The organism is Mesorhizobium terrae, from assembly GCF_008727715.1.
Taxonomy (GTDB): domain Bacteria; phylum Pseudomonadota; class Alphaproteobacteria; order Rhizobiales; family Rhizobiaceae; genus Mesorhizobium; species Mesorhizobium terrae.
This window is the reverse complement of record NZ_CP044218.1, coordinates 3,664,259-3,689,374: the sequence shown is the minus strand read 5'-3', so window position 1 is coordinate 3,689,374 and position 25,116 is coordinate 3,664,259. Positions and strand designations below refer to the sequence as shown.

26 protein-coding genes are annotated in these 25,116 nt (G+C 62.9%); 13 read left to right on the top strand and 13 right to left on the bottom strand.

The genetic code is table 11. From position 1 onward, the window contains the following. Positions 1–347: 347 nt before the first annotated feature. Positions 348–1,196 (bottom strand): helix-turn-helix domain-containing protein, encoded by an 849-nt coding sequence (locus FZF13_RS18975; RefSeq protein ID WP_024924470.1) that lies wholly within the window; start codon positions 1,194–1,196, stop codon positions 348–350. Continuing rightward, entirely contained in the window at positions 1,193–1,396 is a 204-nt protein-coding gene (locus FZF13_RS18970) for a hypothetical protein (protein WP_024924469.1), read from the bottom strand. Before FZF13_RS18970 ends, FZF13_RS18975 begins: the two co-directional genes overlap by 4 nt. A gap of 296 nt (positions 1,397–1,692) precedes the next feature. On the opposite strand from FZF13_RS18970, the gene FZF13_RS18965 reads away from it, so the two are divergent. Then, positions 1,693–2,244 carry an AAA family ATPase gene (locus FZF13_RS18965; RefSeq protein WP_024924468.1) on the top strand — a complete coding sequence of 184 codons (552 nt, stop codon included), beginning with the start codon at positions 1,693–1,695 and terminating at the stop codon, positions 2,242–2,244. 29 nt (positions 2,245–2,273) lie between these two features. On the opposite strand, the gene FZF13_RS18960 is transcribed toward FZF13_RS18965, so the two are convergent. Beyond that, positions 2,274–3,419: a GGDEF domain-containing protein gene (locus FZF13_RS18960; RefSeq protein ID WP_024924467.1), complete on the bottom strand. Its 1,146-nt coding sequence runs from the start codon at positions 3,417–3,419 to the stop codon at positions 2,274–2,276. A 181-nt stretch (positions 3,420–3,600) separates the two neighbouring features. Beyond that, positions 3,601–4,806, bottom strand: a complete 1,206-nt coding sequence (locus FZF13_RS18955) for a multidrug effflux MFS transporter (RefSeq protein ID WP_024924466.1) — start codon at positions 4,804–4,806, stop codon at positions 3,601–3,603. A gap of 160 nt (positions 4,807–4,966) precedes the next feature. Between FZF13_RS18955 and FZF13_RS18950 the strand changes: the two genes are divergently transcribed. The 4 genes from FZF13_RS18950 to FZF13_RS18935 all read left to right on the top strand — a co-directional run bounded on the left by FZF13_RS18950 (position 4,967) and on the right by FZF13_RS18935 (position 6,768). Further along, complete coding sequence (locus tag FZF13_RS18950; protein WP_024924465.1) at positions 4,967–5,647, top strand: TetR/AcrR family transcriptional regulator; 681 nt, start codon at positions 4,967–4,969, stop codon at positions 5,645–5,647. Between the two features lie 133 nt (positions 5,648–5,780). Beyond that, positions 5,781–6,311, top strand: coding sequence for an SspB family protein (locus FZF13_RS18945; RefSeq protein WP_024924464.1), 531 nt, complete (start codon positions 5,781–5,783; stop codon positions 6,309–6,311). Positions 6,312–6,323: 12 nt separating this feature from the next. Continuing rightward, positions 6,324–6,536: a DUF4169 family protein gene (locus FZF13_RS18940; RefSeq protein WP_024924463.1), complete on the top strand. Its 213-nt coding sequence runs from the start codon at positions 6,324–6,326 to the stop codon at positions 6,534–6,536. Between the two features lie 10 nt (positions 6,537–6,546). Next, the gene (locus FZF13_RS18935) at positions 6,547–6,768 is read left to right on the top strand and encodes a ribbon-helix-helix domain-containing protein (protein WP_024924462.1); all 222 of its coding nucleotides are present in this window, start codon (positions 6,547–6,549) and stop codon (positions 6,766–6,768) included. 36 nt (positions 6,769–6,804) lie between these two features. Here the strand turns inward: FZF13_RS18935 and FZF13_RS18930 are convergent, their stop codons facing one another. Next, positions 6,805–8,019 (bottom strand): SEL1-like repeat protein, encoded by a 1,215-nt coding sequence (locus tag FZF13_RS18930; protein ID WP_139116494.1) that lies wholly within the window; start codon positions 8,017–8,019, stop codon positions 6,805–6,807. Between the two features lie 383 nt (positions 8,020–8,402). Between FZF13_RS18930 and FZF13_RS18925 the strand changes: the two genes are divergently transcribed. Both FZF13_RS18925 and FZF13_RS18920 read left to right on the top strand, forming a co-directional pair. Continuing rightward, the gene (locus tag FZF13_RS18925; RefSeq protein WP_036255050.1) at positions 8,403–8,672 is read left to right on the top strand and encodes a hypothetical protein; all 270 of its coding nucleotides are present in this window, start codon (positions 8,403–8,405) and stop codon (positions 8,670–8,672) included. A 110-nt stretch (positions 8,673–8,782) separates the two neighbouring features. Continuing rightward, complete coding sequence (locus FZF13_RS18920) at positions 8,783–9,346, top strand: DUF4337 domain-containing protein (RefSeq protein WP_024924459.1); 564 nt, start codon at positions 8,783–8,785, stop codon at positions 9,344–9,346. A 39-nt stretch (positions 9,347–9,385) separates the two neighbouring features. Here FZF13_RS18920 and FZF13_RS18915 read toward each other — a convergent pair whose 3' ends face one another. Together FZF13_RS18915 and FZF13_RS18910 are read right to left on the bottom strand one after the other, a co-directional pair. Then, positions 9,386–9,886 carry a GNAT family N-acetyltransferase gene (locus tag FZF13_RS18915; protein ID WP_024924458.1) on the bottom strand — a complete coding sequence of 167 codons (501 nt, stop codon included), beginning with the start codon at positions 9,884–9,886 and terminating at the stop codon, positions 9,386–9,388. Positions 9,887–9,961: 75 nt separating this feature from the next. Next, positions 9,962–13,801 (bottom strand): AsmA family protein, encoded by a 3,840-nt coding sequence (locus FZF13_RS18910; protein ID WP_024924457.1) that lies wholly within the window; start codon positions 13,799–13,801, stop codon positions 9,962–9,964. A gap of 225 nt (positions 13,802–14,026) precedes the next feature. Between FZF13_RS18910 and FZF13_RS18905 the strand changes: the two genes are divergently transcribed. After that, positions 14,027–14,434: a DUF3011 domain-containing protein gene (locus FZF13_RS18905; RefSeq protein ID WP_024924456.1), complete on the top strand. Its 408-nt coding sequence runs from the start codon at positions 14,027–14,029 to the stop codon at positions 14,432–14,434. A gap of 54 nt (positions 14,435–14,488) precedes the next feature. On the opposite strand, the gene FZF13_RS18900 is transcribed toward FZF13_RS18905, so the two are convergent. Both FZF13_RS18900 and FZF13_RS18895 read right to left on the bottom strand, forming a co-directional pair. Continuing rightward, positions 14,489–14,968, bottom strand: coding sequence for a GNAT family N-acetyltransferase (locus tag FZF13_RS18900; RefSeq protein ID WP_024924455.1), 480 nt, complete (start codon positions 14,966–14,968; stop codon positions 14,489–14,491). Positions 14,969–15,125: 157 nt separating this feature from the next. Then, complete coding sequence (locus FZF13_RS18895; protein WP_024924454.1) at positions 15,126–16,553, bottom strand: FAD-binding oxidoreductase; 1,428 nt, start codon at positions 16,551–16,553, stop codon at positions 15,126–15,128. A gap of 102 nt (positions 16,554–16,655) precedes the next feature. Between FZF13_RS18895 and FZF13_RS18890 the strand changes: the two genes are divergently transcribed. Further along, positions 16,656–17,141, top strand: a complete 486-nt coding sequence (locus FZF13_RS18890) for a thioesterase family protein (RefSeq protein ID WP_024924453.1) — start codon at positions 16,656–16,658, stop codon at positions 17,139–17,141. 157 nt (positions 17,142–17,298) lie between these two features. Continuing rightward, entirely contained in the window at positions 17,299–17,496 is a 198-nt protein-coding gene (locus FZF13_RS18885; RefSeq protein ID WP_024924452.1) for a hypothetical protein, read from the top strand. A 100-nt stretch (positions 17,497–17,596) separates the two neighbouring features. Here FZF13_RS18885 and FZF13_RS18880 read toward each other — a convergent pair whose 3' ends face one another. Together FZF13_RS18880 and FZF13_RS18875 are read right to left on the bottom strand one after the other, a co-directional pair. Continuing rightward, positions 17,597–17,845, bottom strand: coding sequence for a hypothetical protein (locus FZF13_RS18880; RefSeq protein ID WP_024924451.1), 249 nt, complete (start codon positions 17,843–17,845; stop codon positions 17,597–17,599). A gap of 190 nt (positions 17,846–18,035) precedes the next feature. Continuing rightward, positions 18,036–18,530 (bottom strand): Lrp/AsnC family transcriptional regulator, encoded by a 495-nt coding sequence (locus FZF13_RS18875; protein WP_024924450.1) that lies wholly within the window; start codon positions 18,528–18,530, stop codon positions 18,036–18,038. Between the two features lie 93 nt (positions 18,531–18,623). Between FZF13_RS18875 and FZF13_RS18870 the strand changes: the two genes are divergently transcribed. After that, complete coding sequence (locus tag FZF13_RS18870; RefSeq protein WP_036255049.1) at positions 18,624–19,505, top strand: EamA family transporter; 882 nt, start codon at positions 18,624–18,626, stop codon at positions 19,503–19,505. Between the two features lie 13 nt (positions 19,506–19,518). Here the strand turns inward: FZF13_RS18870 and FZF13_RS18865 are convergent, their stop codons facing one another. Next, positions 19,519–20,388 (bottom strand): dienelactone hydrolase family protein, encoded by an 870-nt coding sequence (locus FZF13_RS18865; RefSeq protein ID WP_024924448.1) that lies wholly within the window; start codon positions 20,386–20,388, stop codon positions 19,519–19,521. Between the two features lie 148 nt (positions 20,389–20,536). On the opposite strand from FZF13_RS18865, the gene FZF13_RS18860 reads away from it, so the two are divergent. Beyond that, the gene (locus FZF13_RS18860) at positions 20,537–20,971 is read left to right on the top strand and encodes a hypothetical protein (protein ID WP_024924447.1); all 435 of its coding nucleotides are present in this window, start codon (positions 20,537–20,539) and stop codon (positions 20,969–20,971) included. Positions 20,972–21,043: 72 nt separating this feature from the next. Here FZF13_RS18860 and FZF13_RS18855 read toward each other — a convergent pair whose 3' ends face one another. Next, the gene (locus FZF13_RS18855) at positions 21,044–21,610 is read right to left on the bottom strand and encodes a glyoxalase superfamily protein (protein ID WP_024924446.1); all 567 of its coding nucleotides are present in this window, start codon (positions 21,608–21,610) and stop codon (positions 21,044–21,046) included. A 267-nt stretch (positions 21,611–21,877) separates the two neighbouring features. Between FZF13_RS18855 and FZF13_RS18850 the strand changes: the two genes are divergently transcribed. Further along, on the top strand, positions 21,878–24,643 hold the full coding sequence (locus FZF13_RS18850) for an ATP-dependent helicase (protein WP_024924445.1): 2,766 nt from the start codon (positions 21,878–21,880) through the stop codon (positions 24,641–24,643). Positions 24,644–25,116: the final 473 nt, after the last annotated feature.

Sequence of the window (25,116 nt, the reverse complement as noted above, 5' to 3'; positions counted from 1 at the left end):
GATCCCGAGAAATCATCAACCGTTTTTGTACGGCTTTGAGATCGAGTGCTTTTGCCATGAGCCATTAAACCTTTCTTTTTGCAGGAAAAAATCTATTCGCTATTTTCGCGGCGATACGCGCTTCGACATCGACCGGTCCATGCCATCTGGGCCTAGACTTTCGCCCCCCACCCACCCTTGATGTCGTTTGATCCGCCATCGGCGAAGCCAGACCAAGGACCGCGTGTTTTTGCATTCGACGGAGCAAAACCGAGAGTGCCGGCCGCGTCTCTTCTTCGGCCGGACGATGATCTTCCCGCAGACCAAGCACCGGGTTTCGACCTCATCGAACGGGAGCTGACCCTGTTTCATGGCTGCGCCTCGGCCGCATCGGCAGCATCTCCGAACAGTTCGGGGTAGAGGTGCGGGTTCGCCCGCTGGAACGACGTCGGCTTCGATCGGGTGGGCACCGCTGGTTCACGTGCCTCGATTGGGCGGCGCGCAGGCTTTGGCCGCTCGGACAGCGCGAGCCACTTCCGCTCGGCGAGGTAACTGGCGAAGGTCCCGAAGAACTTTCGGCCAACAGCTTTTGTGGTGGAGATGTATCTATCAATCTCGGTCGCGGCGTCGCGGCGGTCTTCATCGCCCAGCTCGCACCAAGCCGCCAACGCATCCCCCCGACTGTCGGCGAAGCCAGTCGGCCAAGCTTTGCGAGCTGCCTCGAATTCTTCATTTTCGCGCGCGCGCTCTCTCTCTTTTCGTTTAACAGGGGTCGTTAACATTGGTGCCCGCTCATGGGTGGGCACCCCCTGCCCATCCTTGGGCGGGCACCCCTGCCCACCAGTGGGCACCCCTGCCCATGTATGGGCACCATCCTCGTAGTGGCTAATTTCGCCACCGTCGAGGTGCGGAAAATCCGCACCGTCCCGCGTATCGAGCAGAACGCGATATTCGTGCGCAGCATCAGCCCCGCTATCACGATAGATCACGCGGTGCTCAAGGTATCCGGCCTCAACCAGTCGCGTCAGCGAGCGTTGCACCGTGGCGCGACCGCATGCCAGCTCACGCGCCATCTTCACCTGAGAACGGCAGCACCAACCGCGATTGTCGGTATGGCGGCCGAGCAGACACAAGACCTGCAAGTCTCGCGGCTCCAGCCGCCTATCGGTGACAGCTGCGGCGGGAATGATCGAAAAGCGCTGGCGGCCGTTACTCATCGCCCAGCGCCTTTCGCCTCGCGCAGCGCCATAACAGCCTCATGCGCGGTGAGGCCAAAGCGCCTCCGCAGCGCCGGGATCAGCGGCCGCTCGGCCGTGTAGCGGTGGTCGCGATACCAGGCGGCGGCCTGTTCGATCGAGACGCTGGACTGGTGGGAAAGACCTGTCGTTCCGCCGACAGGCAGGTCAGCCGATGTCACGATTTCGGTTTTACAACAGTGCGGTTTGTTCCGCCCTTGTTCATGCTTTTCCGGGTTTTCGCTGGAAAACGCATCCCGTTGACATTCAACTGGAAATGGCCGCTTATCTGGAAGCCTCCACTTCTCCTCCTCCCCCCAAACTCCCCCCAAAAAGCCGCCGCACGCCACCCGGCCATCTTTGGCCGCATTGCCTGCAGACAGGCCAGCGCCAGGCGCACCCTCCCGAAACATCGAAATGCCTTTCGTCGAGCCGCGCGCCGTCCGGCTTGCGCCACCAAACTCGTGGGAAGACAGCCATGCAGAACCAAACCGATCATTTCATCGTGCTCACCGGCGGTCCCGGCTCAGGCAAGACCACGCTCATCGAAGCGCTTGCCGCGCGTGGTTATGCCACCGCGCCCGAGGCCGGACGCAACATCATCCAGGACCAATCGGCGGTCGGTGGATCCGCCCTACCCTGGGACAACAAGGCATTGTTCGCTGAATTGATGCTCGCGTGGGAATTGCGCTCCCACCGCGCCGCCGCCAGGCAGGACGGGCCTGTGTTCTTCGATCGCGGCGTGCCGGACACACTGGCCTATCTAAAGTTGTGCGGCCTGCCCACACCGGCGCACATGCAGAAGGCGGCTGAGCATTTCCGCTATAACCGCCGCGTCTTCATCGCGCCGCCTTGGCCGGAGATCTTCACCCAGGATGCCGAACGCAAGCAGGACATCGAGGAAGCCCAGCGCACCTACGACGCCCTGGCCGACACCTATCCGCGCTATGGCTATCAATTGATCACCTTGCCTCACGCATCGGTCGAGGAGCGGCTCGCCTTCATCGTTCAACGATTGAAGAAGCCGTAAGCGGCCTCAGCCGTCACGACCCGACATCATCAGGCCGCGCGCGGTAGCCTGGCACCTTCGGCCAGCGTGCGGTTGCGCCCGGCATGTTTGGCCGCGTAGAGCATCTTGTCGGCGCGGCCGATCGCGTCCCAAAGGTCCTCGCCGGCACGGCACTCGACGATGCCGAAACTGCAGGTAACCTTGAACCCTGCCGGCAGACCGGCCAGTTCGCAGCTGGCGATCGCGGCCCTGAGCTGCTCGGTCAGCATATAGGCATCGTCCGTCGAACAATCCCTGAGCAGGATGACGAACTCCTCGCCGCCGATGCGCGCCACGAGATCTTTTGCCCGCACCTGCTCGCGGATGACTCCAGCGACGGTCGAAAGCACGACGTCGCCGGCGGCATGGCCGAAGCGATCGTTGATCGACTTGAATCGGTCGATGTCGCAGGCGACAACGCTGAGGGGATTGCGCACGGCACCGGACAAAACCTCGACCGCGCGCGCCTCGAGACCACGCCGGTTGAGCAGGCTGGTCAAGAGATCGCTGTCGCGTTCGCTCTTGAGACCAAGAACCACGTCGGCGCACACAACCACGAGCAGGCCGAGCCCCATCGCTACGCCGAGCACCGACATGGCGAACTGCGCCCACAGCCAGAATGGCGATTCGAAGAAGGCGGCGATGTCACTAGTGGGCACCGAGCCGCCGGTAAGCAGTGTGCGCACCACGAAGGTCAGCGAAAGACCGGACAGGAGCCAAAGCATCGCTTTGTCGATGGTGCTGCCGCGCGTGAGATGCCGCAGCTTCCAGGCCGCGCTGAGCACGATACCGGCCATGCCGAGATTGAGCGCACAGGCCCTGATCTGGAGATTGTCCACGACATAATAGAAATAGCCGAGCAACCCGACCATCAATGCCATCCAGGCGGCATGTTCGAGGAGTGGCATCCGCTTGCCCGAGCGCGAAAGCACGCCTTCGGCCAGGAACAATGGCCCTGCCGTGTAGAGCACTGCGCAGGCCAGGCTGTTGAGGCCGATGTCGGACGGCCACAATGCGAGTTGCACCACCGTTCCGGCACTGACCGACAGGAAGGCCAGCGAAAACAGCACGAGATGCCGGCGCCGCCGATCAAGCAGCCAGACGCTGAAAAAGCTGGCCGCGAAAAGCAGCAGCAATGCCGAAGGAATGAACTTCAAGGTTTTCGCCCGCGCCCGTTGCCCGCGTCCAATGCAGCCCGACATCTACACGGCACGGGTAAACAAGAGGATAGCGCGGCACCTAAAAGCCGCGACATTCGGGCGCTGCGCTGGCTTTTTCGTCGCACAAACAAAAGGGCCGGACAATTGTCCGGCCCTTCCGATCAGTCTTGGGAGAGACTTATTCCGCCGGCGCTTCGACCACCTGACGGGCACGGCCGAGGGTGACCTGCGTCAGTACGAAGGCGATGACAGCGGCCAGCGTGATACCCGCCACCATCGGCAGCGGCGTGCCGTCGAAGAACAGTCCGGCGACGCCCATCGCCACCGCACCAATGGCGAAATGCAGCGTGCCCATCAGCGCCGACGCCGTCCCGGCGATGGTGCCGTGTTCTTCCATGGCCAGCACCGACGTGGTCGGGATGACGAGGCCGAGGAAGCCGTAGCCGATGAACAGCAGGCTTGCCATCACGCCCAGCCGGTCGACGCCCGAAGCCATCACCGCCAGCAGCACCACCATGGCGGTGGCGTAGCCGACGACGGCAACCTTCACCACGCGCTTCAGCCCGAACCGGTCAGCCAGCCAGCCGGTCATCTGCGACATGCCGATGAAGGCAACGGCGTTGATCGAGAAGAACACGCTGTAAAGCGATGGCGACAGGCCGTAATGGTCGATCAGAATGAAGGACGAACTTGCCAGATAGACGAAGAACGAGGCGATGCCGAAGCCGCCGATCGCGGTCAGGCCAAGGAAATTGCGATCCTTGAGCAGGAACCAGTAGCTCTTCAGCGCCGTGCCGAAGGATGATCCTACACGGTCCTCGACCGGCCGCGTTTCCTTCTGTGCCGTAGCCAAAAGCACAATGGCAATCACAGCAGCGCCCGTCAGCACCCAGAACACTGCACGCCAGCCAAGGGTTTCGATGATCAGGCTGCCGGACAGCGGCGCGAGGATCGGCGACACCGAAAACACCAGCATCAGCAGTGACATCAGCTTGGCGGCCTCATTGCCGGTATGCATGTCGCGCACGACAGCGCGCGGGATAGCCATGCCGGCGCTGGCACCCAGCCCCTGCAGGAACCGGAACGCGATGAGCCATTCGATGTTCGGCGCCATCGCGGAGCCGATGCCGCCGACGATGAACAGGGCAAGGCCGACATAAAGCGGCGGCTTGCGGCCATACATGTCGGACAGCGGTCCGACGACGATCTGGCCGAAACCCATCGACAGGAAAAAGATCAGAAGGCTCATCTGCACGGCGGACGTGCTGGCCTTGAGATCAGCACCGATCGAAGGCAGCGCCGGCAGATACATGTCGACGGCGAAGGCGCCAACGGCAGACATAAGGCCAAGCAACACCGCGGTGCGGAGGAAATGCGCGTTCATAATATGGCTCTTTCAATCTGGTTGACACCGCAATGCGGCGTCCAACCCAGGACGTTCCATCCCTCGAGATACCGACAACGGTGTGTCGATTCTCTCAATTCATAGTCCAGAAAATTAGACATCCTTGTCTAAATTGTCAATCACGACTATATAGATTTCCATGAGCCAGACGATTTCTGCTGACACCTTCCCGCCACGCGGCCACGAAGCCAAGCGCGCTTCGGTCATCTCCTCCGCCGCCAAGGTGTTTTGCCGGGAAGGTTTTGCTGGAGCCAATATCGACTTGATCGCGGTCGAAGCAGGGGTTTCGCGCCAGACGGTCTACAACCATCATGGCGACAAGGAGAAGCTGTTCGTCGCCGTTGTGCGCGAACTCACTGAACGGCTGAATGCCGAGAGCTTCGCTACGCTCGCCACTTTCCCGGATCAACCGAAGGATCTCGAGGCCGACCTGATCGCCTATGCCGTGCGCATGAACCGCAATTGCATCTGCAGCCGCGATGGCAAATTCCTGCGCAAACTGATCCAGACCGAGAGCGAACGCTATCCCGAACTGTTCGCTGAATGGCGCGAAAACGGCCCTGGCACGACATTGTCGGCGCTGGCGGCGCGTTTTGCCCGCCTCGCCTTTGCCGGCCATCTTGCCATCGAAGACCCGGACGTGACCGCTCGCCATTTCATCGCTCTCGTCAATGCCGAACTGCAGATTGCCTTCATGATGGGCATCCAGCCGACTGAAGAAGAAGTGCTGCGGTCCGCCACAAATGGCGTGCGCGCCTTCCTGCGGGCCTATGGCGCACGCCAGCCGGCCGGCTCATTGCGCGAAGCCATTACGGTCTGATCCAAACGGTAACCATCACGCCAAAAAACGCTGAAGCACGCTGGCTTGAACGGAGCCGGGCCTATATCCGGTTTACGAGCCCGCCAAGCTTGATTACAGCTATGCGGACGATTCAACGGAACCGCCCTGGCATATGGCCGACGACCACATCCGCTACGACATTCTGGCTCAAGAAGCTCTGCGCGGCGTCATGCGCAAGGTTCTGGCCGAAGTCGCACGCACCGGCCTGCCCGGAAACCACCACTTCTTCATCACCTTCCTGACCGGAGCGCCCGGCGTACGCATCTCCACGCGCCTGCGCGAACGCTATCCCGAACAGATGACGATCGTCATCCAGTTCCAGTATTGGGACCTGAAGGTGACCGAAGCCGGCTTCGAGATCGGCCTGTCTTTCTCGGATATCCCCGAAAAGCTCGAGATCCCCTTCTCCGCCGTGCGCGGCTTCTACGATCCCTCGGTGAATTTCGAGTTGGAGTTCGACGTCAAGACCGAGTCGTTGACCGAGATCGAAGAAAAGCCGGCCGTGGCACCAGTCGCGCTCGCGCCGGAAAAGAAGACCACGTCGAAGAAGAAGGCGGCGGAACCCGAAGTGGCGCCAGCCGAAGAGCCTGCCACCGGAAAGGGCGCCGACGTCGTTTCGCTCGACGCCTTCCGCAAGAAGTAGGGCCAGCGGCGCATGGCCGAGATCGTCAATCTCCGCCAGTTCAGAAAAGGCAAGGCGCGCGAGGATCGTAGCGCCGAGGCCGAGCGCAATCGTATCCTGCATGGTCGCAGCAAGACCGAGAAGCAGCGCGAGCGGCTGGAAGCGGAGCGCGCCGCCAATTTCGTCGAAGGTCATCGCCGCGAACCGGCGCCCGATAGCAAGCCGCCCTCCCCGGACCGGAACTGAGCTGGAAGACGTGAGCCTGGTCGAAAAACGCTCTGTCACCATTCGCGGCCATCGCACGTCCTATTCCCTGGAAAAGCCGTTCTACGACGAGCTCGTAGCCATCGCGGAAAACCGCACGATCACCGTCGCGGCCCTGGTCGCCGAGATCGACGAAACCCGCCCGTGCGAGGCCAATCTGTCCTCGGCGCTACGGCTTTATGTGCTGCATTGGGCGAAACAAAAGAACCAATAATTCGGTGCGCTATGGCGTTGGTGAAATTTCCGGGTGTCAGAGCAGCCCGCTCGAGCCATCGGGGAATATATCTTTCAGTATCTTCCGGGCATCTTCATTTCCTTGCCCTGCTGCCTTCCTCCACCAGCGCTCAGCTTCGACGAGGTCTTTCTTTACATCCCGACCATTGAAATAAACAACGCCGAGATCGTACTGCGCACCAGCATCTCCTTGTTCCGCAGCCTTCCTAATCCACTCCACCCCCAACACACCATCTTGCTTTGTGCCAATGCCGTTATAGTAAAATTTTCCAAGATTTGCTTGCGCTTCCTTCAATCCGCGCTCAGCAGATCGCCGCATCCATAAGAATGCGAGAAAATCATCCTTTTTCACCCCCTGACCATTCAGATACATTACGCCAAGGTGGAGTTGAGCTTCTGGGTGCTCTTGCTCCGCAGCTTTTTGCAACCAATGCAGAGCCAGCATCTCATTTTTCAAGACACCTTGCCCCTGCAGGTACATTGTCCCAGTCAGATATTGCGCCGAAACCTGCCCTTGCTCCGCGGCCTTACTACACCATTGGAATGCAGTCTCGTATTCCCGCGGCACACCGGTGCCCGAAAAATGCACCGAACAGAGATCATACTGTGCTTCGGCATTTCCCTGTTTAGCGGCCTTTCGAAACAATTGCACAGCCTTGGCATCGTCTCTAGCCACCCCACGCCCGCTACCATACATAGCACCCAGCGCCTGCTCAGCCTCAGGTAGCCCCTGGTCGGCAGCTTTGTGGAACCATTGAGCGGCCTGCGCGTCATCCTGTTTGACAGCGGTTCCGTATAAGTGGGCAACACCTAAACGGAATTGCCCCTGAGCGTCACCTTGCAGCGCAGCGAGGCGAAGCAACCGCATGGCTTCTTCGTCATCCTTTCCAACACCTTCACCTCTCATATAGAACCCAGAGAGCACTACCTGCGAGTACGCACTTCCCTTCTTTGCTGAATCTTCCAAATACTGTAAAGCAATTCTTAGGTCTTTTGAAACTCCAGATCCCGTATAATACTTACATGCGAGATAAATTCTATAGTAATCACTACCTATAGAAAGACGTTTTGCTTTCTCGAGGCCAATTTCACCGACGCCATCCTGGCATCCACGAGTCAAGCCTATTTCGGTTTTGTGGAAGGCGAAGAAATAGATGCCCGCAACACCCAGAAACCAGAGAACGACCGGCCACCGCTGAAGCAGCTGAGAGACTTTGATCGACGATAGCAAAACTGCCCCCGTATCACGCGCAGATCGGGATCACCTTGCCAACAACGGGCGGATGTTTTCAAGAGATAGAATTGTTCAAATCATCCTTCAGGCCACCGCAATTACAACGGGAATCCTCATGATTTTGCAGATACTTACGACACAACGGGAAAAGCCGGCGCAGTAGACCGTCCTGAGGAGACGCAAGGCTTATCGTCTTCATTGCGGCTCTATATGCCGGGACATATGAAACAGGTCGCGTGTTCAGAACACCACCTACCGGCAGGTTCGCACGCTTCGATCACATCCGCGAGAACAGCGCCGCCAGTCGCAATCGCGCCACAATCGCTTCCGCATCATCGCGTGTAAGGGACTCGCTGCAACACAACCACAAGGGTGTGTCGATGAAAAACCTGGCGCTTGCAGGAATGATCGCAACCATATTCGCCATGCCGGTTTCCCAGGCAGGGGCCGTGGGCTGCCTGACCGGAGCCGTTGCGGGCGGCGTGGCCGGGCACTATGCTGGACACCACGGCGTCGTCGGCGCGGTTGGTGGCTGCGTCGCCGGCCATGCCCTGCATAAAAAGCAGGTGGCGGCACGCAAGCTGAAGCATCAGCAGGAACTTCAGCAACAGCAGACGGCGCCCACACAGGCCACGCAGCCGGCGCAATGACCTGACGACGACCAGGCCGCGCCCGGCGGCGACCTGCCTGACGCACGCCGCTGCGATACGCGGCGGCCGGTTCGGAAACGGCGACTTCCGGCAATTTGGGGGGAATGACGATGGAAGATGCCACGCAGGAACATCTGGAACAGGCCGAACACGCCGAACATGCGGCAAGCGAAGGCAACCCCTTCCTCATCACCGTTTCGGTGACGATCGCTGTGCTTGCGGTGTTGGCGGCGACCGTCGGCAGCTTTGAATCGCTTGAGACCGCCGAGGCAATCAACGACAAGAGCGACGCCGCCTATCTGCAGAACAAGGCGAGCGACCAATGGGCCTTCTATCAGGCCAAGAGCATCAAGAAGAACCTTTACGAAGTGGCTGCGGCGCAAGGCGGGCCAACAGCGGACGCGATGACCGCCAACGCCAAGCGCAACGAGCAAGACAGCGCCAAGATCCAGGCCGACGCGAAAGCCCTGGAGCAGCAGGTCGACGAAAAGCTGACCGACAGCGAATTGCACACGCGCCGCCATCACATCCTGACGCTGGCGGTAACCTTGCTGCACATCGCCATCGCCATCGCCACATTGTCCATCATCATGCGCGGGCGACGCTGGCCATGGCACGGGTCGCTGGCACTGGGCGTGATCGGCCTGCTGGCCGCCGGCTTCGCCTATCTTTGAGGCTCAGAGAGAGCTGCTGCAGCCGGCGGTTTTCCCGCGTCAGCCGATACGTCTCGCCATCATCACCTCGTCGACTTCCCTGCCTTCGTGGATCACGCCGGCTGGAATGCGGCCGAACGGGATAAACCCGGCGCGTTCATAGAAACGTTGCGCCTGGCCATTGTCGGCGTTGATCGTTAGTTCGAGCTGCAGAATGCCGATGCCGCACGCATGTTCGGCGAGCGTGTCGAGCAGTGCCTTGGCCATGCCGGTGCCGCGCTCACTGGTCCGCACATAGACCATGACGATGGTAGCGCGATGGCGCGATTTCGAAGACTGCTCCCGCAACAATCCCATCAGGCCGACCGGCTCGGCGCCGCGAAAGGCGATGAAGACCGGGTTGGCGGCAATGCGCCGCCGCCATTCCTCGTCTGGCAAAACCTCCCAGTCCTCCACCCGACTGGCGAAAGCCGAAGGCTCCAGCCGCAGCGCTTCGATACGGATCTGCCTGAAGGCTTCGGCATCGTCGACATCGGCCAGCCTCACGCTGACATCGTTCATCGCAGCCTCCCTTCATTGGCCATAGTCCGCAGCCGCGCCTGCTTGGCACAGTCACGATGGCCCGGCTTTTTCGCGCTACTGCAGCGACTTCAAGAAATCCCGAATCGAAAACGGCTCCAGCGCCGGTTTGGGCGCCGATTTGGGCACTGGTGTCGGGGCCGGAACGGGCTCGGCACGCGGCGCAGGCACGACAGTTGGCGTCTGCTCGGCAGCCCGGCGTTCCGCCTCCAGCCTGGCCTTTTCCTCAACGGCCAGTCTGATCGCCGCTTCCGCCTTGCGCCGCTCGACCTCTGCGGCCGCTGCCTGTTCGGCGCGGGCTTTCTCTTCCGCGTCGGCCTTCGCCTTGGCCTCGGCGGCAGCCCTGGCGTCCGCTTCCGCTTTTTGCCTGGCCTCTTCTTCCGCCTTGCGCCTTGCTTCCTCGGCGCGATCGCGCTCTTCCTGCAACGCCACATAGTAGCGCGCTTCGCGACGCAACCTCTGCTTCTCCAGCAAAACCGCCTGCATCGCCTCCACCCGCTGCTGCTCCTTCTCCAGCGCCCGCTGCGTCAGGAACTGCGCCAGCGGCGCGCTGTCGAACGCGCGCGCCGGTGCCGCTATCGGTCCGTCGATGCTGTAGTTCAGCGCCGGCTCGGAGCCGACAAGCGCCTCGTCGCCCGGGCGATAGGTCAGCGTACCGCGCGCGGTGGCCGTTGCCTTGACGAGATCAGCGGAAAGCTCCGCCGACAGTGTCGAGGCCGGTGTCTCGAAGCTGACGGGCGGCGCGCGCAGCACGCCCCCGGCCACGGTGAAGGCGATGTCGGCATCGTGTGCAACGTAGCTGCCCTGCCCCACGATGCCGGGAGCGAAGCCTGCCGTCCGCGCCGCATCGATGTCGCGGCCGAGCTCGTCCGCCTTGCTCAGCAAGGCCGGCAGCGCATCCGGATTGAGGTTGGCGATCGTCATGCCTCTCAGCGCCGCTGTTCCCGAGCCTGCAAGCGAACCGACCATCGCGTCGACCGATTTGCCGCTGCTGGTAAGCGTGGCGGTGAAAGTACCGGAGCCCGACAGACCCGAAGCCGGCAACAGCGTGGCGAGATCAGTGCTGGAAAGCGTCGCCTGGCCGCTGAACAGGCCGTTGCCGTCATTGTTCTTTAGGTCGAACAGACCGGTGATCGTGCCACCGAACAGTTTCGCCGTCAGGTTGGAAACACCGAGCCCATCATCGCTAAGCTTCAGCGACATCGAGGCGTCGTGGGCGGTTGTCAGCGGCCCGGCGAACAGCGTGGCCGCGCTCAACTCAAGGTCGGCGGTCGCCTGCATCGCGGGTTTGGCGGCAAAGGGCGCCTTCGGCCAGTTGCTGCCGTCGCTTGCCAATGCGTCATTGCCGAACAGCATCGCCGCCAGCGGGTCGAGATCGAGCGTATCCAGCGCCAGCTTGCCGGTGAGATGCGGCCGTCCGTCATCAAACGCCGCGCTCAGATTGCCCGACACGGCGGTGCCGCCGACGCCGCCCTTGAGATCGGAAAGCGTCGCCTGGCCGTTGCCATAGCTTGCATCGGCCGACAGGCCAACCGCCGCCCCCATGCCCATGGTCGGCAGCACCACACCGGTGCTCATCAACCACGGCTCGATGTCGGTAGCGTCGAGACCGGTCTTTCCCTTGGCCTCCAGCCCCTGCGGCGTGTCGGTGAGCGTCCCGTCGAAACGCGCGCGGAAATCCAGTCCCGACAGGTTGAAGGCGGTGGCGATGCCGCCGGCCAACGTACCACGGGCAGTGATGTCGGTGGTCGCTTCGCCCAACATGCCAAGCGGCAGCGCCGGCAGCCCGTAAAGCGCGAGCAGAGCCGTGGCGTCAGGATTCTTCGCGTCGAATGTCAGCGAAAACGGCGCCTTGGCGAGCTCCGTCGCGCGCCCATGCGCCGACAGCGAAACCGACAGCGCGGAACCGCCCACCTTGCCCTTACCCGAAAGCGCCAGCCCCGTGGTGCCGTCGCCATTGTCGGCCGCGCTCATCACCACGTCGAGGCGCGCATCGGCGAACAGCCCCGGAAACGCTTTGCCGCGCTCTGACAGCGCCGACAGCACCCGATTGTCCGGGAAGCGGCTGGCCGCCGTGTCGATCAGCGGTGCCAGGTCGTCACCCAGCATCGAAGCATCGAGACTGCCGGTCGGCGCGGCCGGAAAATCCTTGATGCGGCCTGTCGCGCTCACCGCCGTGCCCGCCAATCCGCCGATCGACAATTTGTCGATCTCCAGCGTACCGGCGCGCAACCGCAGCGCAGTGTCCAGCGTGTCGGCGGAAAAGCCCCAGGCATTGACCGGCCCGGCCTTGATCTTGGCGTCCAGATCGCTCGCGGCGAAGCGGCTGGAACCCTTGTCCGATACGAATAGCGAGGCGAACGCCGTCAGCCCTTCGACATCGAGGGCGCTGCCTTCCAACTGCATCGCCACGGCCGGCCTCGCTCCGGTCGACTGGTTGGCGTCGAGGCTGCCGCGAAAGCTGGCCTTGCCGAGCGCCAGTTCGAGGTCGTCGAACTTCTGGCGGGCATCGGTCAGGTCGACCTTGGCGCGGAATCCCGCTCCAGGCAGGCGGCGGATCGCCTCATCGACATCTTTCGACAACCAGGCGGCAAAGCCGGAAGGTTGCGCCACCGCCAGGAGCAGCGAGCCGGTGAACCGCACTTCCCCGTCGACGCCGAGCAGTCCGTCGGCTTCCAATGTGGCGCGGCCGGGCAACGTCGCCGCCAGCGATTTGACCGCCCATCCGCCGCTGGTGGGTTCGGCCGATACGGCAACGTCGCGGATCGTGGTGTCACCCGCCACCACCGCCGGCAGCTTCACCTCGACCGTGCCGGGCATGGCCGGCTTGGGCAGCGCGAGCAGAACCCGCTCCAGCGCCGCAACGCGTTGCGGCATCGTCACGCCCGGACCTGCGCCGGATGCCTCGTCGAACTGTACCTGGGCGCCGCTGGCGGTGATGGCGAAGCGCGGGTCGGCACCGAGGTCGATTGAGGCCTTGCCGTCGGCCGAATAAGGATTGTCGAGCGGCCCGGTCTCGAAACGGAATTCGTTGACGGCCAGCTTGCTGTGATCGAGCTGGAATTTACCGGTCAACCGATAGCCGGGCGGTGCCTTGCCACCTTCCGCAGTGCCCGTCGCGCCTGCGTCCGGCTTGCCTTCGGCGGCCGGCCGGGCGCCATTGTCGCCAAACAGGCGGAATTGGCCTGCATAAAGCGCCTTGCCGTCCTCGACGCCAGCCGTGCCGTCTGTCTCGAAGGACAACGGGTAACCCTCGGGGTCGGCTTTGACCTTCAGCGCGATCTTGCCGGCCCCGTCCGCCTTGCCGGTCGTAGCATTGACGCGCGTGGCCACGCCGTCGGCCTTCAGCGCACCTTCCATGCGCCACGGTCCGGCCAGCGATTTTGCCGAGACGACGGCATTGATATCGCTCAAAAGATGGGTGCGGCCGCTCGCCTCCTGGCGCAGTTCGACAGAACCGCCGGTCACCGTCAGCTTTTCGATCGAAACTTGCGCAGGATCGAAGGGCGAAGACGGCCGCACCGTCCAATCGACCTTCCCATCCGCCGCGATGCCGATCGTCGCCTTGGGTCGCACCAGCCGCATATCGAAGATCAGCACCTCGCCGCGCAGGAACGGCGCCAGCTCCGCATCCATCGAGAAGGTGTCGACCGTCATTGCAGCAGCACCGCCGGGACCGCCCGCCACTGACACGTCGGTGAAGGTCACCGACGGGAACGGCAGCAGCCGCGCCGTGGCGCTGCCTTTCACTGTCACCTTGCGGCCAAGGATGGCACTCGCCTCGCGCTCGAAGTCGGCACGGTAGCCCGTCCAGTCGATGAACGGCGGCACCACCAGCGCCGCAAGCAGCGCCAGCACGAACAGGCCACCGAAGATAACGAACAGGCGTGCGAGCATCACTCCGAAACCGCTGGGTAAAAATGTGCCCGCAATCTAACGGCAATGCTGCGTTGATAAAGTGGCATCTCGCAATCCATTACATTTGTCGGTGCATTCGTGAATGTCGCTGATGGAAAAATGACGAAATCCACGCGCTAGTTTCGCCTTGCACTGCCTGGCCGCGTCTTGTCGGGTCGGGGGGCGTTTCATAAAATGAGCTCATACTGAAATAGAGATCCAACCGTGTTCAGAATAGCCGCCGCCTCCCTCATCGGATTTGCCGCCCTTGTGGGCGTTTCCACCGTACCGGCCAGCGCCGGGCGCACCGTGACATGTTCGTCCAATGGCGACCAATACAACGAATGCCAAGCCGATTTCCGATCCGCCGTCATCCTGCGACAGAAATCGGACAGCCCCTGCATCCGCAACCGCACCTGGGGTTACGACCGTGATTCAGGTACCATCTGGGTCGATGGTGGGTGCCGCGCCGTCTTCGGCGAAGGTTCGCCTAGCCGTCGCCCCGTGCGTCGTTACTATGACGACAATGGCGGCGGCATCATCATCGAACGGCGCCGCGACTACGATCCCTATTACGACCGTCGCTATGACGATCGCCGTCGGGACGACTGCTTCTTCAACGGCGATTGCTAGCCGCAATGTGACCGAGAGGCGGGCGGAACGGCTCACCGTTCCGCCCGTTTTGTTTTATCTGCCGGGACAGCCTTGTTCCGACGCCGGCCGCTGCATCAGGACGACCTCGCGCGATGTGCCCTCATCGTCCCGCTGGCTTCGTGAGACTTCAAGGAACCCCAAGCGTCGATAGAAGCCTATGGCCGCCACATTGGCCGCATAGACCTCCAGGTCGAGCGTTCCTTTCAGCGTTGCGGCGTACAGCACCAGCGCTTTGCCATGCCCGCTGCCATGCGCGGTCGGGTCGACGAACAGCCCGCCAATGAAATTGTCGATCAGGCCGATGAACCCGACCTGGCTGCCATTGTCCTCGACGACCCAATTCTCGGCTTGTGGCAGGTAGGTATTCCTGACCTTGGCCTGCTGATCGAGCAGTTCCGTCTCGCTCAGGAAAGGATGGCCGACCCGCGACGCCGCCAGCCAGATTTCGGCGAGCCGGTCACGGTCGAGATCGTCACGATAGGCGCGGATCGTCGCGCCACGGTCTTTTATCATGGAAATGTCCTTGGAATTTTTAGTTTCAGAGAGTGGCGCGCACGCGCCAGCATCGGCCTTGCGGCCTCCCGGTCGTGACCGGCATTCAGCGATGAACGTCTCTGCGCATAAAATTCCCGATTGGACGAAATGGCAGTAGCCGAGCCTGTCCGGACGATCAATGCGGCGGATTGGCCGAGGCCGGCAGGATCTTGCCCGGGTTCATGATGTTTAGCGGATCGAGCGCATGCTTGATCTGGCGCATCACGTCGACGCCGCGACCGTGCTCGGCTCTCAGGAACCCGGCCTTGCCCTGGCCGATGCCGTGCTCGCCGGTACAGGTGCCCTCCATCGCGATCGCCCGCACGTTGAGCCGGGCGACAAAGCGCTCGACCAGCGCCACCTCGCCGGCATCGTTCGGGTTCATCAACGCCAGCACGTGGAAGTTACCGTCGCCGGCATGGCCGACGATCGGCGCGATCAACCCCATCTCGGCGATGTCGGCCTCGGTTGCAGCCACGCATTCCGCCAATCGCGAAATCGGCACGCAGACGTCGGTGGACAGTCCTTTCGCGCCGGGCCGCAAGGTCAGCGAGGCCCAATAGGCATCATGGCGCGCCTTCCACAGCTTCGTCCGCTCCTCGGCAACGGTGGTCCACAGAAACGGTCCGCCGCCGTTTTCCTCGGCGATCATGCCGAAGGTCTCCGCCTGTTCGGCCACGCCTGCATCGCTGCCGTGGAATTCCAGGAACAGGCATGGGCTCTCGGGATAATCGAGCTTGGAATAGGCTTTCATCGCCCGCATTTGCAACGCGTTGACCAATTCGATACGCGCAACCGGAATACCCATCTGGATGGTCTGGATCACCGCCCGCGACGCCGCCTCCAGCGTCGGGAACGGGCAGACGCCGCCCGAAATCGCCTGCGGAATGCCCTGCAACTTCAGCGTCAGTTCCGTGATGATGCCAAGCGTGCCCTCCGAACCGACCAGAAGCCGAGTGAGGTCATAGCCGGCCGAGCTCTTCCTGGCGCGTTTGCCGGTCGTCACCGCCTCGCCGTCTGCCATCACCGCCGTCAGCGACAGGACATTCTCGCGCATGGTGCCATAGCGCACCGCATTGGTGCCCGATGCCCTGGTCGCCGCCATGCCGCCCAAAGTGGCGTTGGCGCCGGGATCGATCGGGAAGAATAGGCCGGTGTCGCGCAGATACTGGTTGAGCTGCTCGCGCGTCACGCCAGGCTCTATCCGGCAGTCGAGATCCTCGGCATTGACGGCGAGGATCCGGTTCATGCGCGACAGGTCGACCGAGATGCCGCCGCCCGGCGCGTTGACATGGCCCTCCAGCGAGGTACCGACACCGAAGGCGATCACCGGCACGTGGTGTGCAGCACAGGCCCGCACCACCGCCTGTACCTCTTCCGTCGTCTCGCAGAAGGCGACGCCATCCGGCGCCTGTGTCGGGATATAGGTGGTGGTGTGGGCGTGCTGCTCGCGGATCGCCTGCCCGGTCTGAAAGCGCTCGTCGAGCTGCAGTTTCAGGATACCGAGGACGGCGGCAATACCTTCCTCGTTGCGTTCGACCGATACGAGGTCGCTCAGGGCCATGCTTTCCTCCGCGAATGGACCAGCGCGGCCCTTGCTCTCACCTTATGGACACGTAGTCTGCCGTGCCATTCGGCTTTGTCCAGCGCCAGAGGAAACTACGCGATGCCCATCCCCGCCCCTTTTGTCTCCCGCGTCATGGATATCCAAAAGGACTGGATCGACTATAACGGCCACCTCAACATGGCCTATTACAACGTGCTGTTCGACCGCTGTTCGGACGAAGCCTTCGAGCTGATGGGCATGGGGCCAGACTATGCCGTGGGCCGCAAGCTCACCATCTACACGGCCGAAGTGCATGTCTGCTACGTGCAGGAACTGCATCTCGACCACAAGGTGACCGCCACCTTCCAGCTTCTCGACCACGATGAGAAGCGGCTGCGCGTCTATCAGGAAATCCGCCATGTCGACGGCTGGCTGGCCGCCACATCCGAATCGCTTTCGCTGCATGTCGACATGAGCGGGCCGAAGGTCGCTCCCTTCCCGGCGGATGTGCTGGCCAAGGTGGAAGCGATGCGCGCCGCCCATGCCGGCCTGGCCCTCCCCGAACGCGCCGGTCGTTCGATCGGCATCCGCCGAAAGACGGTCTAGATGAAGCCGCATCGGCTGCGTTAACCTTAATCAATATTGAACGGGGAGAAGCCGTTTCGCGCCGTTGAGCGAATCAGCGGCGCGCACGAAAACACGGCAGCGGGAGGCCGGCACGAAGCGCGGAGGATGGCCGGAGGAAGCCGGCCGAAGGACGAGCATGAAAATCGACATCGAGGCTCTCTCGGCCAAGCTGGCCGCCGACCCGCGCATCAGCGACTACGATTTCTGGCGTTCGCTGAAGAACCTCAACAACGAAATCTTCCAGATCGCCAACTCCAACGAGCCGATCCCTTTTGACATGCTGCGCTGGCGCGCCATCCTCAAGCAGGCGCGCTCGAAACGCGGGCCGGGTTGAATTCCGGCCACGTCAAAAAGAGGCGCGCCATGCACGCCTCTCCACAAATGCTTAGCCGAATGTGTGAAATTCCTGGGCGAACCCGTTCGCGCCCGCGCCTTCAGGTCACCAGCGACAGCGTCGAGGCGAAGGCCAAAAGGAAGGACGCCGCCACCATGAACGCATAGGCGCGCGGCAGGTCGAACAGGATCATGTGGCCGGCGATCCAGGCGGTGCCGGCGGCACCCAGCGCATAAAGGAAGCCGTTGCGGTGGCCCATGACGAGGTTGGCTGCCATCAGCCCGCCAATGATCAACGCGCCGAACACGATGATGACGGCGATGGCGGCCTTGTCGAAATTATCGTCCATTCTGGGTCCGGATCCTTTGGGGTCGAATGGTTTTTCCATGACATCGCCTTGACTGGCTTCTAGTAGCGCCGACAGACTTAAACGACCGCGCCCACGGGGCAAGACTAAACTCGCGCGCGGCGGCGATAACAAGGCGGCACTGTGGATTTCGGGAAACGCTTGCCGGCTTCCACGCCCTTGTCCCGGCCCATCATCTCTCCGCATCATGCCCAAGCGCGCGCAGCGCCGCCTTCAATGGCGAACGCGCGGTAACCGGCGAAGACTGGATGATCGCCGTGTTGGTCATCGCATAGGGAATGATGCGGTCGATCAACCGCTCCAGCTCGGCGACCGAACCGACATGGGCAAGCGCGATGAAACAATCCTCGCCGGTGACGCGATCGCATAAGGCGATCTCCGGCAGGCCGCGGATGATTTCGGCGACGGTAGCAAGCTGGCCGGGCACGGGCCTGATACGCAGCCATGCCGAAAGCGGCAGGCCAAGCGCGGTCGAACTGATGCGCACCGTGTAGGCCTCGATCACGCCGCTTTCCTGCAACCGCCTGATCCGCTCGGCCACGCTCGGCGCCGACAGCCCCACCGAACGCGCAAGCTCCGCGATGCTGGTCCGCGCGTCCTTTTCCAGAAGCCGCAGCAGCTTCACGTCGATCGCATCGATGTCGGCATTTTCGTTTCCGAGTCTCATCGGTCAAAACCATCTCCGTTTTCAAGGCATATCGAGTTTCCAGGGCACCATCCGCTCATATGGAAAAGCTGTTTTCCCTGCGATGATGATGCCATGAGCGATCAAGCGCAACCCCTTGCTACCAGCCGGCTGGTGACCAGCATCCCCGCACCGGCCTGGTTCCTCGTCAGCGCCGTCTTCCATTACCTTGGTCCGGCTTTCGCGGTGCTGCTTTTCGCGCAGATCGGCGTGCTTGGCATGGCCTGGTTGCGCATCGGTGTCGCGGCGCTCATCTTCCTGCCGTTGACGCGGCCATGGCGCACCTTCGCGCATACCGATGCGGCCACCAGGCGGTTGTTGGTTGCCTTCGGCGTCTGCCTCGCGATCATGAATTGCTCCTTTTACCTGGCGCTCGACCGCCTGCCGATCTCGCTGGTGGCGGCGATCGAATTCGTCGGCACCATCGGCGTGGCACTGGTCGGCCTGCGCAGCGCCCGCAATGTCGCGGCGCTGGTCGTCGCTGTCGCTGGCGTCCTCATGCTCATCGACATCCGCTGGGCAAGCGATCCCGTCGGCCTGGGTTTCGCTTTCCTGAATGGCGGCCTGTTCGTTGCCTACATCGTGCTCGGCCATCGCGTTTCGCGCGCCGAAACAGGCGGCCTGACCGGCCTCGGCGCCGCAATGGCGGTCGCCTTTGTCGTCGTGCTGCCGGTCGGCTTCGGACAAGCCCTGCCCGCCTTTTCCTCGCCCATGCTTTTGATGGCGGCCGCCGGCGTCGGCATCTGTTCCTCGGTTATTCCTTACATCTGCGATCAGTTCGCCATGGCTCGCCTGCCGCGCGCCACCTTTGCGCTGATGCTGGCGCTGCTGCCGGCCGTGGCGACACTGATCGGTGCTATCGTGTTGCGCCAGATACCCGAGATGAAGGACCTCGCTGGCGTCGCGCTGGTGGTGGCCGGCGTTGCCATGCACAAGCCGGCGCCGGCGCGCAACTGAGCCCCCTCGACGTTCAGGCGAGTTTTTGCTTCAGGAAGGTGGTGGTGCGCTCCCAAGCGAGATCCGCCGCCTTCTTGTCATAGCGCGCCGCCGACGTATCGTTGTTGAAGGCGTGGTTGACGCCGTCATAGACGAAAATCTTGTAATCCTTCTTGTTGGCGTCGAGCGCCGCGCGGAAGGCGTCGATGCCGGCGTCGATGCGTTCGTCCAGGCCGGCATAATGCAACAGCAGCGACGCCTTGATCTTGGGCACGTCCTCGGCCTTCGGCTGCATGCCGTAATAAGCGACGGCGGCCGCAAGGTCCGGCGCGTGGACCGCCATCTGGTTGACCATGCCGCCGCCCCAGCAAAAGCCGATCGCACCGACTTTGCCATTGGCGTCGGCCTTCAAGAAAGCGATAGACGCCGCCGCGTCGGTAACCGTGCGGTCGGCATCAAGCTGCGAGATCATCTCGCGCGCCTTGTCCTCGTCGTCCGGCGTACCGCCGAGCGACGACAGAAGGTCCGGCGCCAGCGCGACGAAACCTTCCAGAGCGACGCGACGCGCGATGTCCCGGATATGCTCGTTCAGGCCCCGGTTCTCGTGCACGACGACAACCGTGCCTGCCTTGCCGTCCTGTTTCGCAGGCCGCACCAGATAGGCTTTCACGGCGCCATTGCTGCCGGGATAGGTAATATCCTGCGCTTTCACGCGCGGATCGTCGGCCGCGACGATGGATGCCGCCGCGGCATTGGCCGACAGCAGCGGCGCGATGACGGCAGCCGCGGCGCCGGAGCCGGCCAAGCGGGTCAGCTTGTCCATGAAGCCGCGACGGTCGAGCGTCAGATGCGTGTATTCGTCATAGGCGTCGATCATCGCCTGGGTGATGGCCGGCCTGGTCATGTCATACTCCCGCGGTCAACGCCGGCCAGAATAAGGAGCCCGTCCAGAGCGTCGAATCACGACGAAGTGAATGGCCTCGTCCGAGCGACCATTCCATGCTTTGCCGGAGCCCGCGCAACGGGCACGGATATGGCGAAAGGTGAGCCCCATGAATGCCCAGGACGTTGTGAATACGATTGCGCAGAAAACCAGCATAGACCAGCCGACGACGGAAAAGGTGGTCGGCACCATCCTGTCGGTCATCCAGCATGAAGTCGACGCCGCCACGGTCGAGCCGTGGTTCGCCAAGCTGCCGGGCGCCGACCAGCTCGCCCAGCAATATGACGTGATGAGCGCGGCTCCCGCCAGCGGTGGCGGCGGGTTGCTCGGTTCGCTGCAGTCGGCGCTCGGCGGCATCCTCGGTGGCAAGGCCGGCGCGCTGGTCAACGGCGTCGCGCAGCTGGAATCGACCGGCCTCAGCATGGCGCAGATCCAGCAGGCCGCCGCCACGCTGATCCAGCAGGCGAAAACCGCCGCCGGTCCGCAATTGACCAGCCAGGTGCTGGATTCCGTGCCGGGCCTCAAGAGTCAGCTCGGCCTCTAGAAGAAAAAGGGCGCAAGAAGCCGGAAGGCCATGCCTTCCGGCCACAGCTCTGAACCGCAGCGGTACTGCCGGTCAGCCGGCCGTCACGATCTGCATGAAACGGATGCGATTGCCGAACGGGTCGATGACCTCGACCTCCAGCCGGTCGTCGACCTTTTCCAGCCCGGGCTTCATGTAGCGGTAGTCCTTCGCCGCCAGTTCGCGCTGGAAGGCCTCGACGCCGCTCATATAGACGACCATGTTGCCGCCCGGGCTGGCGTCGCCCGAATGTTCGGACAGATGCAGCCTGAGGCCTGCCCGGGATACCTGCGTGTAGAGCGGGAAATTATCGCCGTAGCGATGCTCCCAATCCACCGTGAAACCGAGGAAGCCGAGATAGAACTCGTGCGCCTTGGCGACGTCGAAGATACGCACGATCGGAACCGCCTGTTCGAAGGTGATATCGCCTGCATCGGCGGCCGGTGCCCCCGCCTGCCCGGCTCTGTCTTCGATCCGGGCGGACAGGATGTTCCAATTGTCGAGGCCGAACTGGCAGGCAACGATCTCCAGCGCCTCGGAATGGGAAATGTCGATTTTCTTGACGGCAAGCGTCTCGCGCATGGCTTTCGCCATCGCCTTGGCATCCAGGAATGTGCGCATAATGCGATCCTTCTCGTCAGGGCGCTCAGGCTTCACCGGGGTCCGCATTGCCGGCGCCTTCGCCCCAAGGGACAAGGACCAGACTGAAGTGTCGCGACGCATTCGCCATACCCATTTCGGGGCGCGGACTGCCGGCTGCGTCGAGCCGTAATCGACGCTAGCCGCATCCTGCTGGTGGCGTCAATGGCCCGCAAACCCGCCAAATTAGGGAACAGTGTGTGAACATTGCTGGCCTTTCTCGCCCGAATCACTACATTCGGAGGCGAAATGGCCGGCGACCCCCACGACATGCCCTTCTTCGACGAGGACGATGCTCCGCGTTTCGACAGCGCGCGTGCACCCGCACCACAGTCAGGCCCCTCCGGCATCGCCGCCCGCGCCATGGCCGCCCGCCAGGGCCACAACAACCCGCCCGACTATCTGAAGGGGCTGAACCCCGAGCAGCGCCAGGCGGTGGAAACCACCGAAGGTCCCGTGCTGGTGCTGGCCGGCGCCGGCACCGGCAAGACACGCGTGCTCACCACCCGCATCGCCCATATCCTCAGCCAGGGCCTCGCCTTCCCTTCGCAGATCCTAGCCGTCACCTTCACCAACAAGGCCGCGCGCGAGATGAAGCAGCGCGTCGGCATCCTCGTCGGCGAGGCGGTCGAGGGCATGCCGTGGCTGGGCACCTTCCACTCCATCGGCGTCAAGCTGCTCCGCCGCCATGCCGAACTTGCCGGCCTGCGCTCGGACTTCACCATCCTCGACACCGACGACGTCATCCGTCTGATCAAGCAGCTGATCCAGGCCGAGGGGCTGGACGACAAGCGCTGGGCGCCGCGCACCTTCGCGCAGATGATCGACGGCTGGAAGAACAAGGGTCTCGGCCCCGACGAGATTCCGGAAGGCGATGCGCGCGCCTTTGCCAATGGCCGTGGCCGCGAGCTCTACCGTGCCTATCAGGACCGGCTGACCACGCTGAACGCCTGCGACTTCGGCGACCTGTTGCTGCACCCGATCCGCATCTTCCGCCAGCATCACGACGTGCTGGCCGAGTACCACCGCAAGTTCAAATACATCCTCGTCGACGAATACCAGGACACCAACACCGCTCAGTACATGTGGCTCAGGCTGCTCGCGCAGCGACCGAAACAGCCCTCTTCTCCCCGTTCACGGGGAGAAGATGCCGGCAGGCAGATGAGGGGCGGCGCAAACGTCTCCGAGGCGAGCTCCCGCCCCTCACCCGGTCCTGCGGACCACCCTCTCCCCGTGAACGGGGAGAGGGAAAGAAACCTCGTCAACATCTGCTGCGTCGGCGACGACGACCAGTCGATCTATGGCTGGCGCGGCGCCGAGGTGGACAACATCCTGCGCTTCGAGAAGGATTTTCCGGGTGCCACCGTCATCCGCCTGGAGCGCAACTACCGCTCCACCGCCCATATCCTGGGTGCCGCCGCCCATCTCATCGCCCACAATGAAGGCCGCCTCGGCAAGACGCTGTTCACCGACCGGCCCGACCCGGAAGACCCCAAGGTCAATGTGCACGCCGCCTGGGATTCCGACGAAGAAGCACGCGCCGTCGGCGAGACCATCGAGGCCTATCAGCGAGACCGCCACAAGCTGAACGACATGGCCATCCTGGTGCGCGCCTCCTTCCAGATGCGCTCCTTCGAGGATCGCTTCATCGAGATCGGCCTCAACTACCGTGTCATCGGCGGCCCGCGCTTCTACGAGCGCCAGGAAATCCGCGACGCCATGGCCTTCTTCCGCGTCGTCGCCCAGGGCGCCGACGACCTTGCCTTCGAGCGCATCGTCAACGTGCCGAAGCGCGGCCTCGGCGACGCCACCATCCGCCAGATCCACGACACGGCGCGCGCGCTGCGCGTTCCGATGCTGGAGGCCGCCGGCAAGCTCGCCGAAAGCGACGAACTGAAGCCGAAGCCGCGCGCCGCCTTGCGCGAGGTCGCCGCCAACTTCGCCCGTTGGCAAAGCCTGCTCGACACCACGCCGCACACCGAACTCGCCGAGACAATTCTCGAGGAGAGCGGCTACACCGACATGTGGAAGAACGACCGTTCGGCCGACGCGCCGGGTCGTCTCGAAAACCTCAAGGAGCTGATCCGCTCCATGGAGGAGTATGAATCGCTGCGCGCCTTCCTCGAACATGTCGCGCTGGTGATGGACGCCGAGCAGAATGAGGGTCTCGACGCCGTCTCGATCATGACCCTGCATTCGGCCAAGGGGCTGGAGTTCGAGACCGTGTTCCTGCCCGGCTGGGAGGAAGGCCTGTTTCCCCACCAGCGCGCGCTGGACGAAGGCGGCCGCTCGGGCCTGGAAGAGGAACGGCGGCTGGCCTATGTCGGCCTCACCCGCGCCAAGAAGAACCTGCATCTGTGGTTCGTCTCCAACCGCCGCATTCACGGGCTGTGGCAATCGACCATCCCGTCGCGCTTCCTCGACGAATTGCCGGAAGCCCATGTCGAGGTGCAGGAGGGCGGTGGCTCGAACTATGGCGGCTACGGCAATCCTTATGGCGGCGGTGCCTTCGCTTCCGGGCGCGGCGGTTTTTCAGCCGGACGCCAGAACCCTTACGGCGCCTCGCGCTTCGACAGCCTCGGCTCGCCGTCCGGCGGTTTTGCCGGCCGTGGCGACCAGAAAGGCGGCGCAGCCGGACAAGAAAGGGGCCAGGGCGGCGCCTTCTCCAACAGCTATGCCACGCCCGGTTGGGCACGCGCGCAACAAAACCGCACCGAGGCGACCAGCCGCAATTGGGGCACGCGCAGCGGCCACCAGGTCGAGCGCATCGGCTATGGCGAGGTCGATTCCGGCTACGGCGCCGGCCGCACTTCGGTGAAGGGCCGCACCATCGAGGGTGAATTGGTGGCGAAGTCCGTCGCCGACCAGCCATCGGCCTTCAAGGTCGGCGACCGCGTCTTCCACCAGAAGTTCGGCAACGGCAATATTTCCGCGATCGACGGCAACAAGCTGACCATCGATTTCGACCGCGCCGGCCAGAAGAAGGTGCTGGACGGGTTCGTGACGGCGGTGTGAGAAACCGCCGAACGCGTTCAATTTTTAACCCGGCCAACAAGCTCAAACAGACAGAAGCGCTTGCCGCAAGCGCCTGAAGAGGCTTGGTGAACTTCGCCAAGCCTCGACGATCCAAGCCATCGCCGAGGGTCGGTGATGTCTGCGCCCGGCCTCCCGGAAACGCGCCGCATTCGAAGCTTGAAACGCCATGCACTTGGCTTTTCATCTCCTGCGCGGGCCGCTTCCACGCCCTTCCCTAACGTCATTTTCTTTGGGTGAATCGGACAAAAATCCTTGCCATGTGGCGTTTTTGCCGCTTTCTTGCCTTTTTAGGAGGGTTTGTCGCGGCGGGCTCCAATCCAAAGAGGGGCATCACAGGGATTGGTTAACCATCTTTGTCCATCCTTTGAGACGATCGGCAATGGAACGCGCCGCTTCGCCGGCCTCCCGGCGGGCGAATGGGTAGCGCGGTTTCCACGTGTAGCGCCGATTGA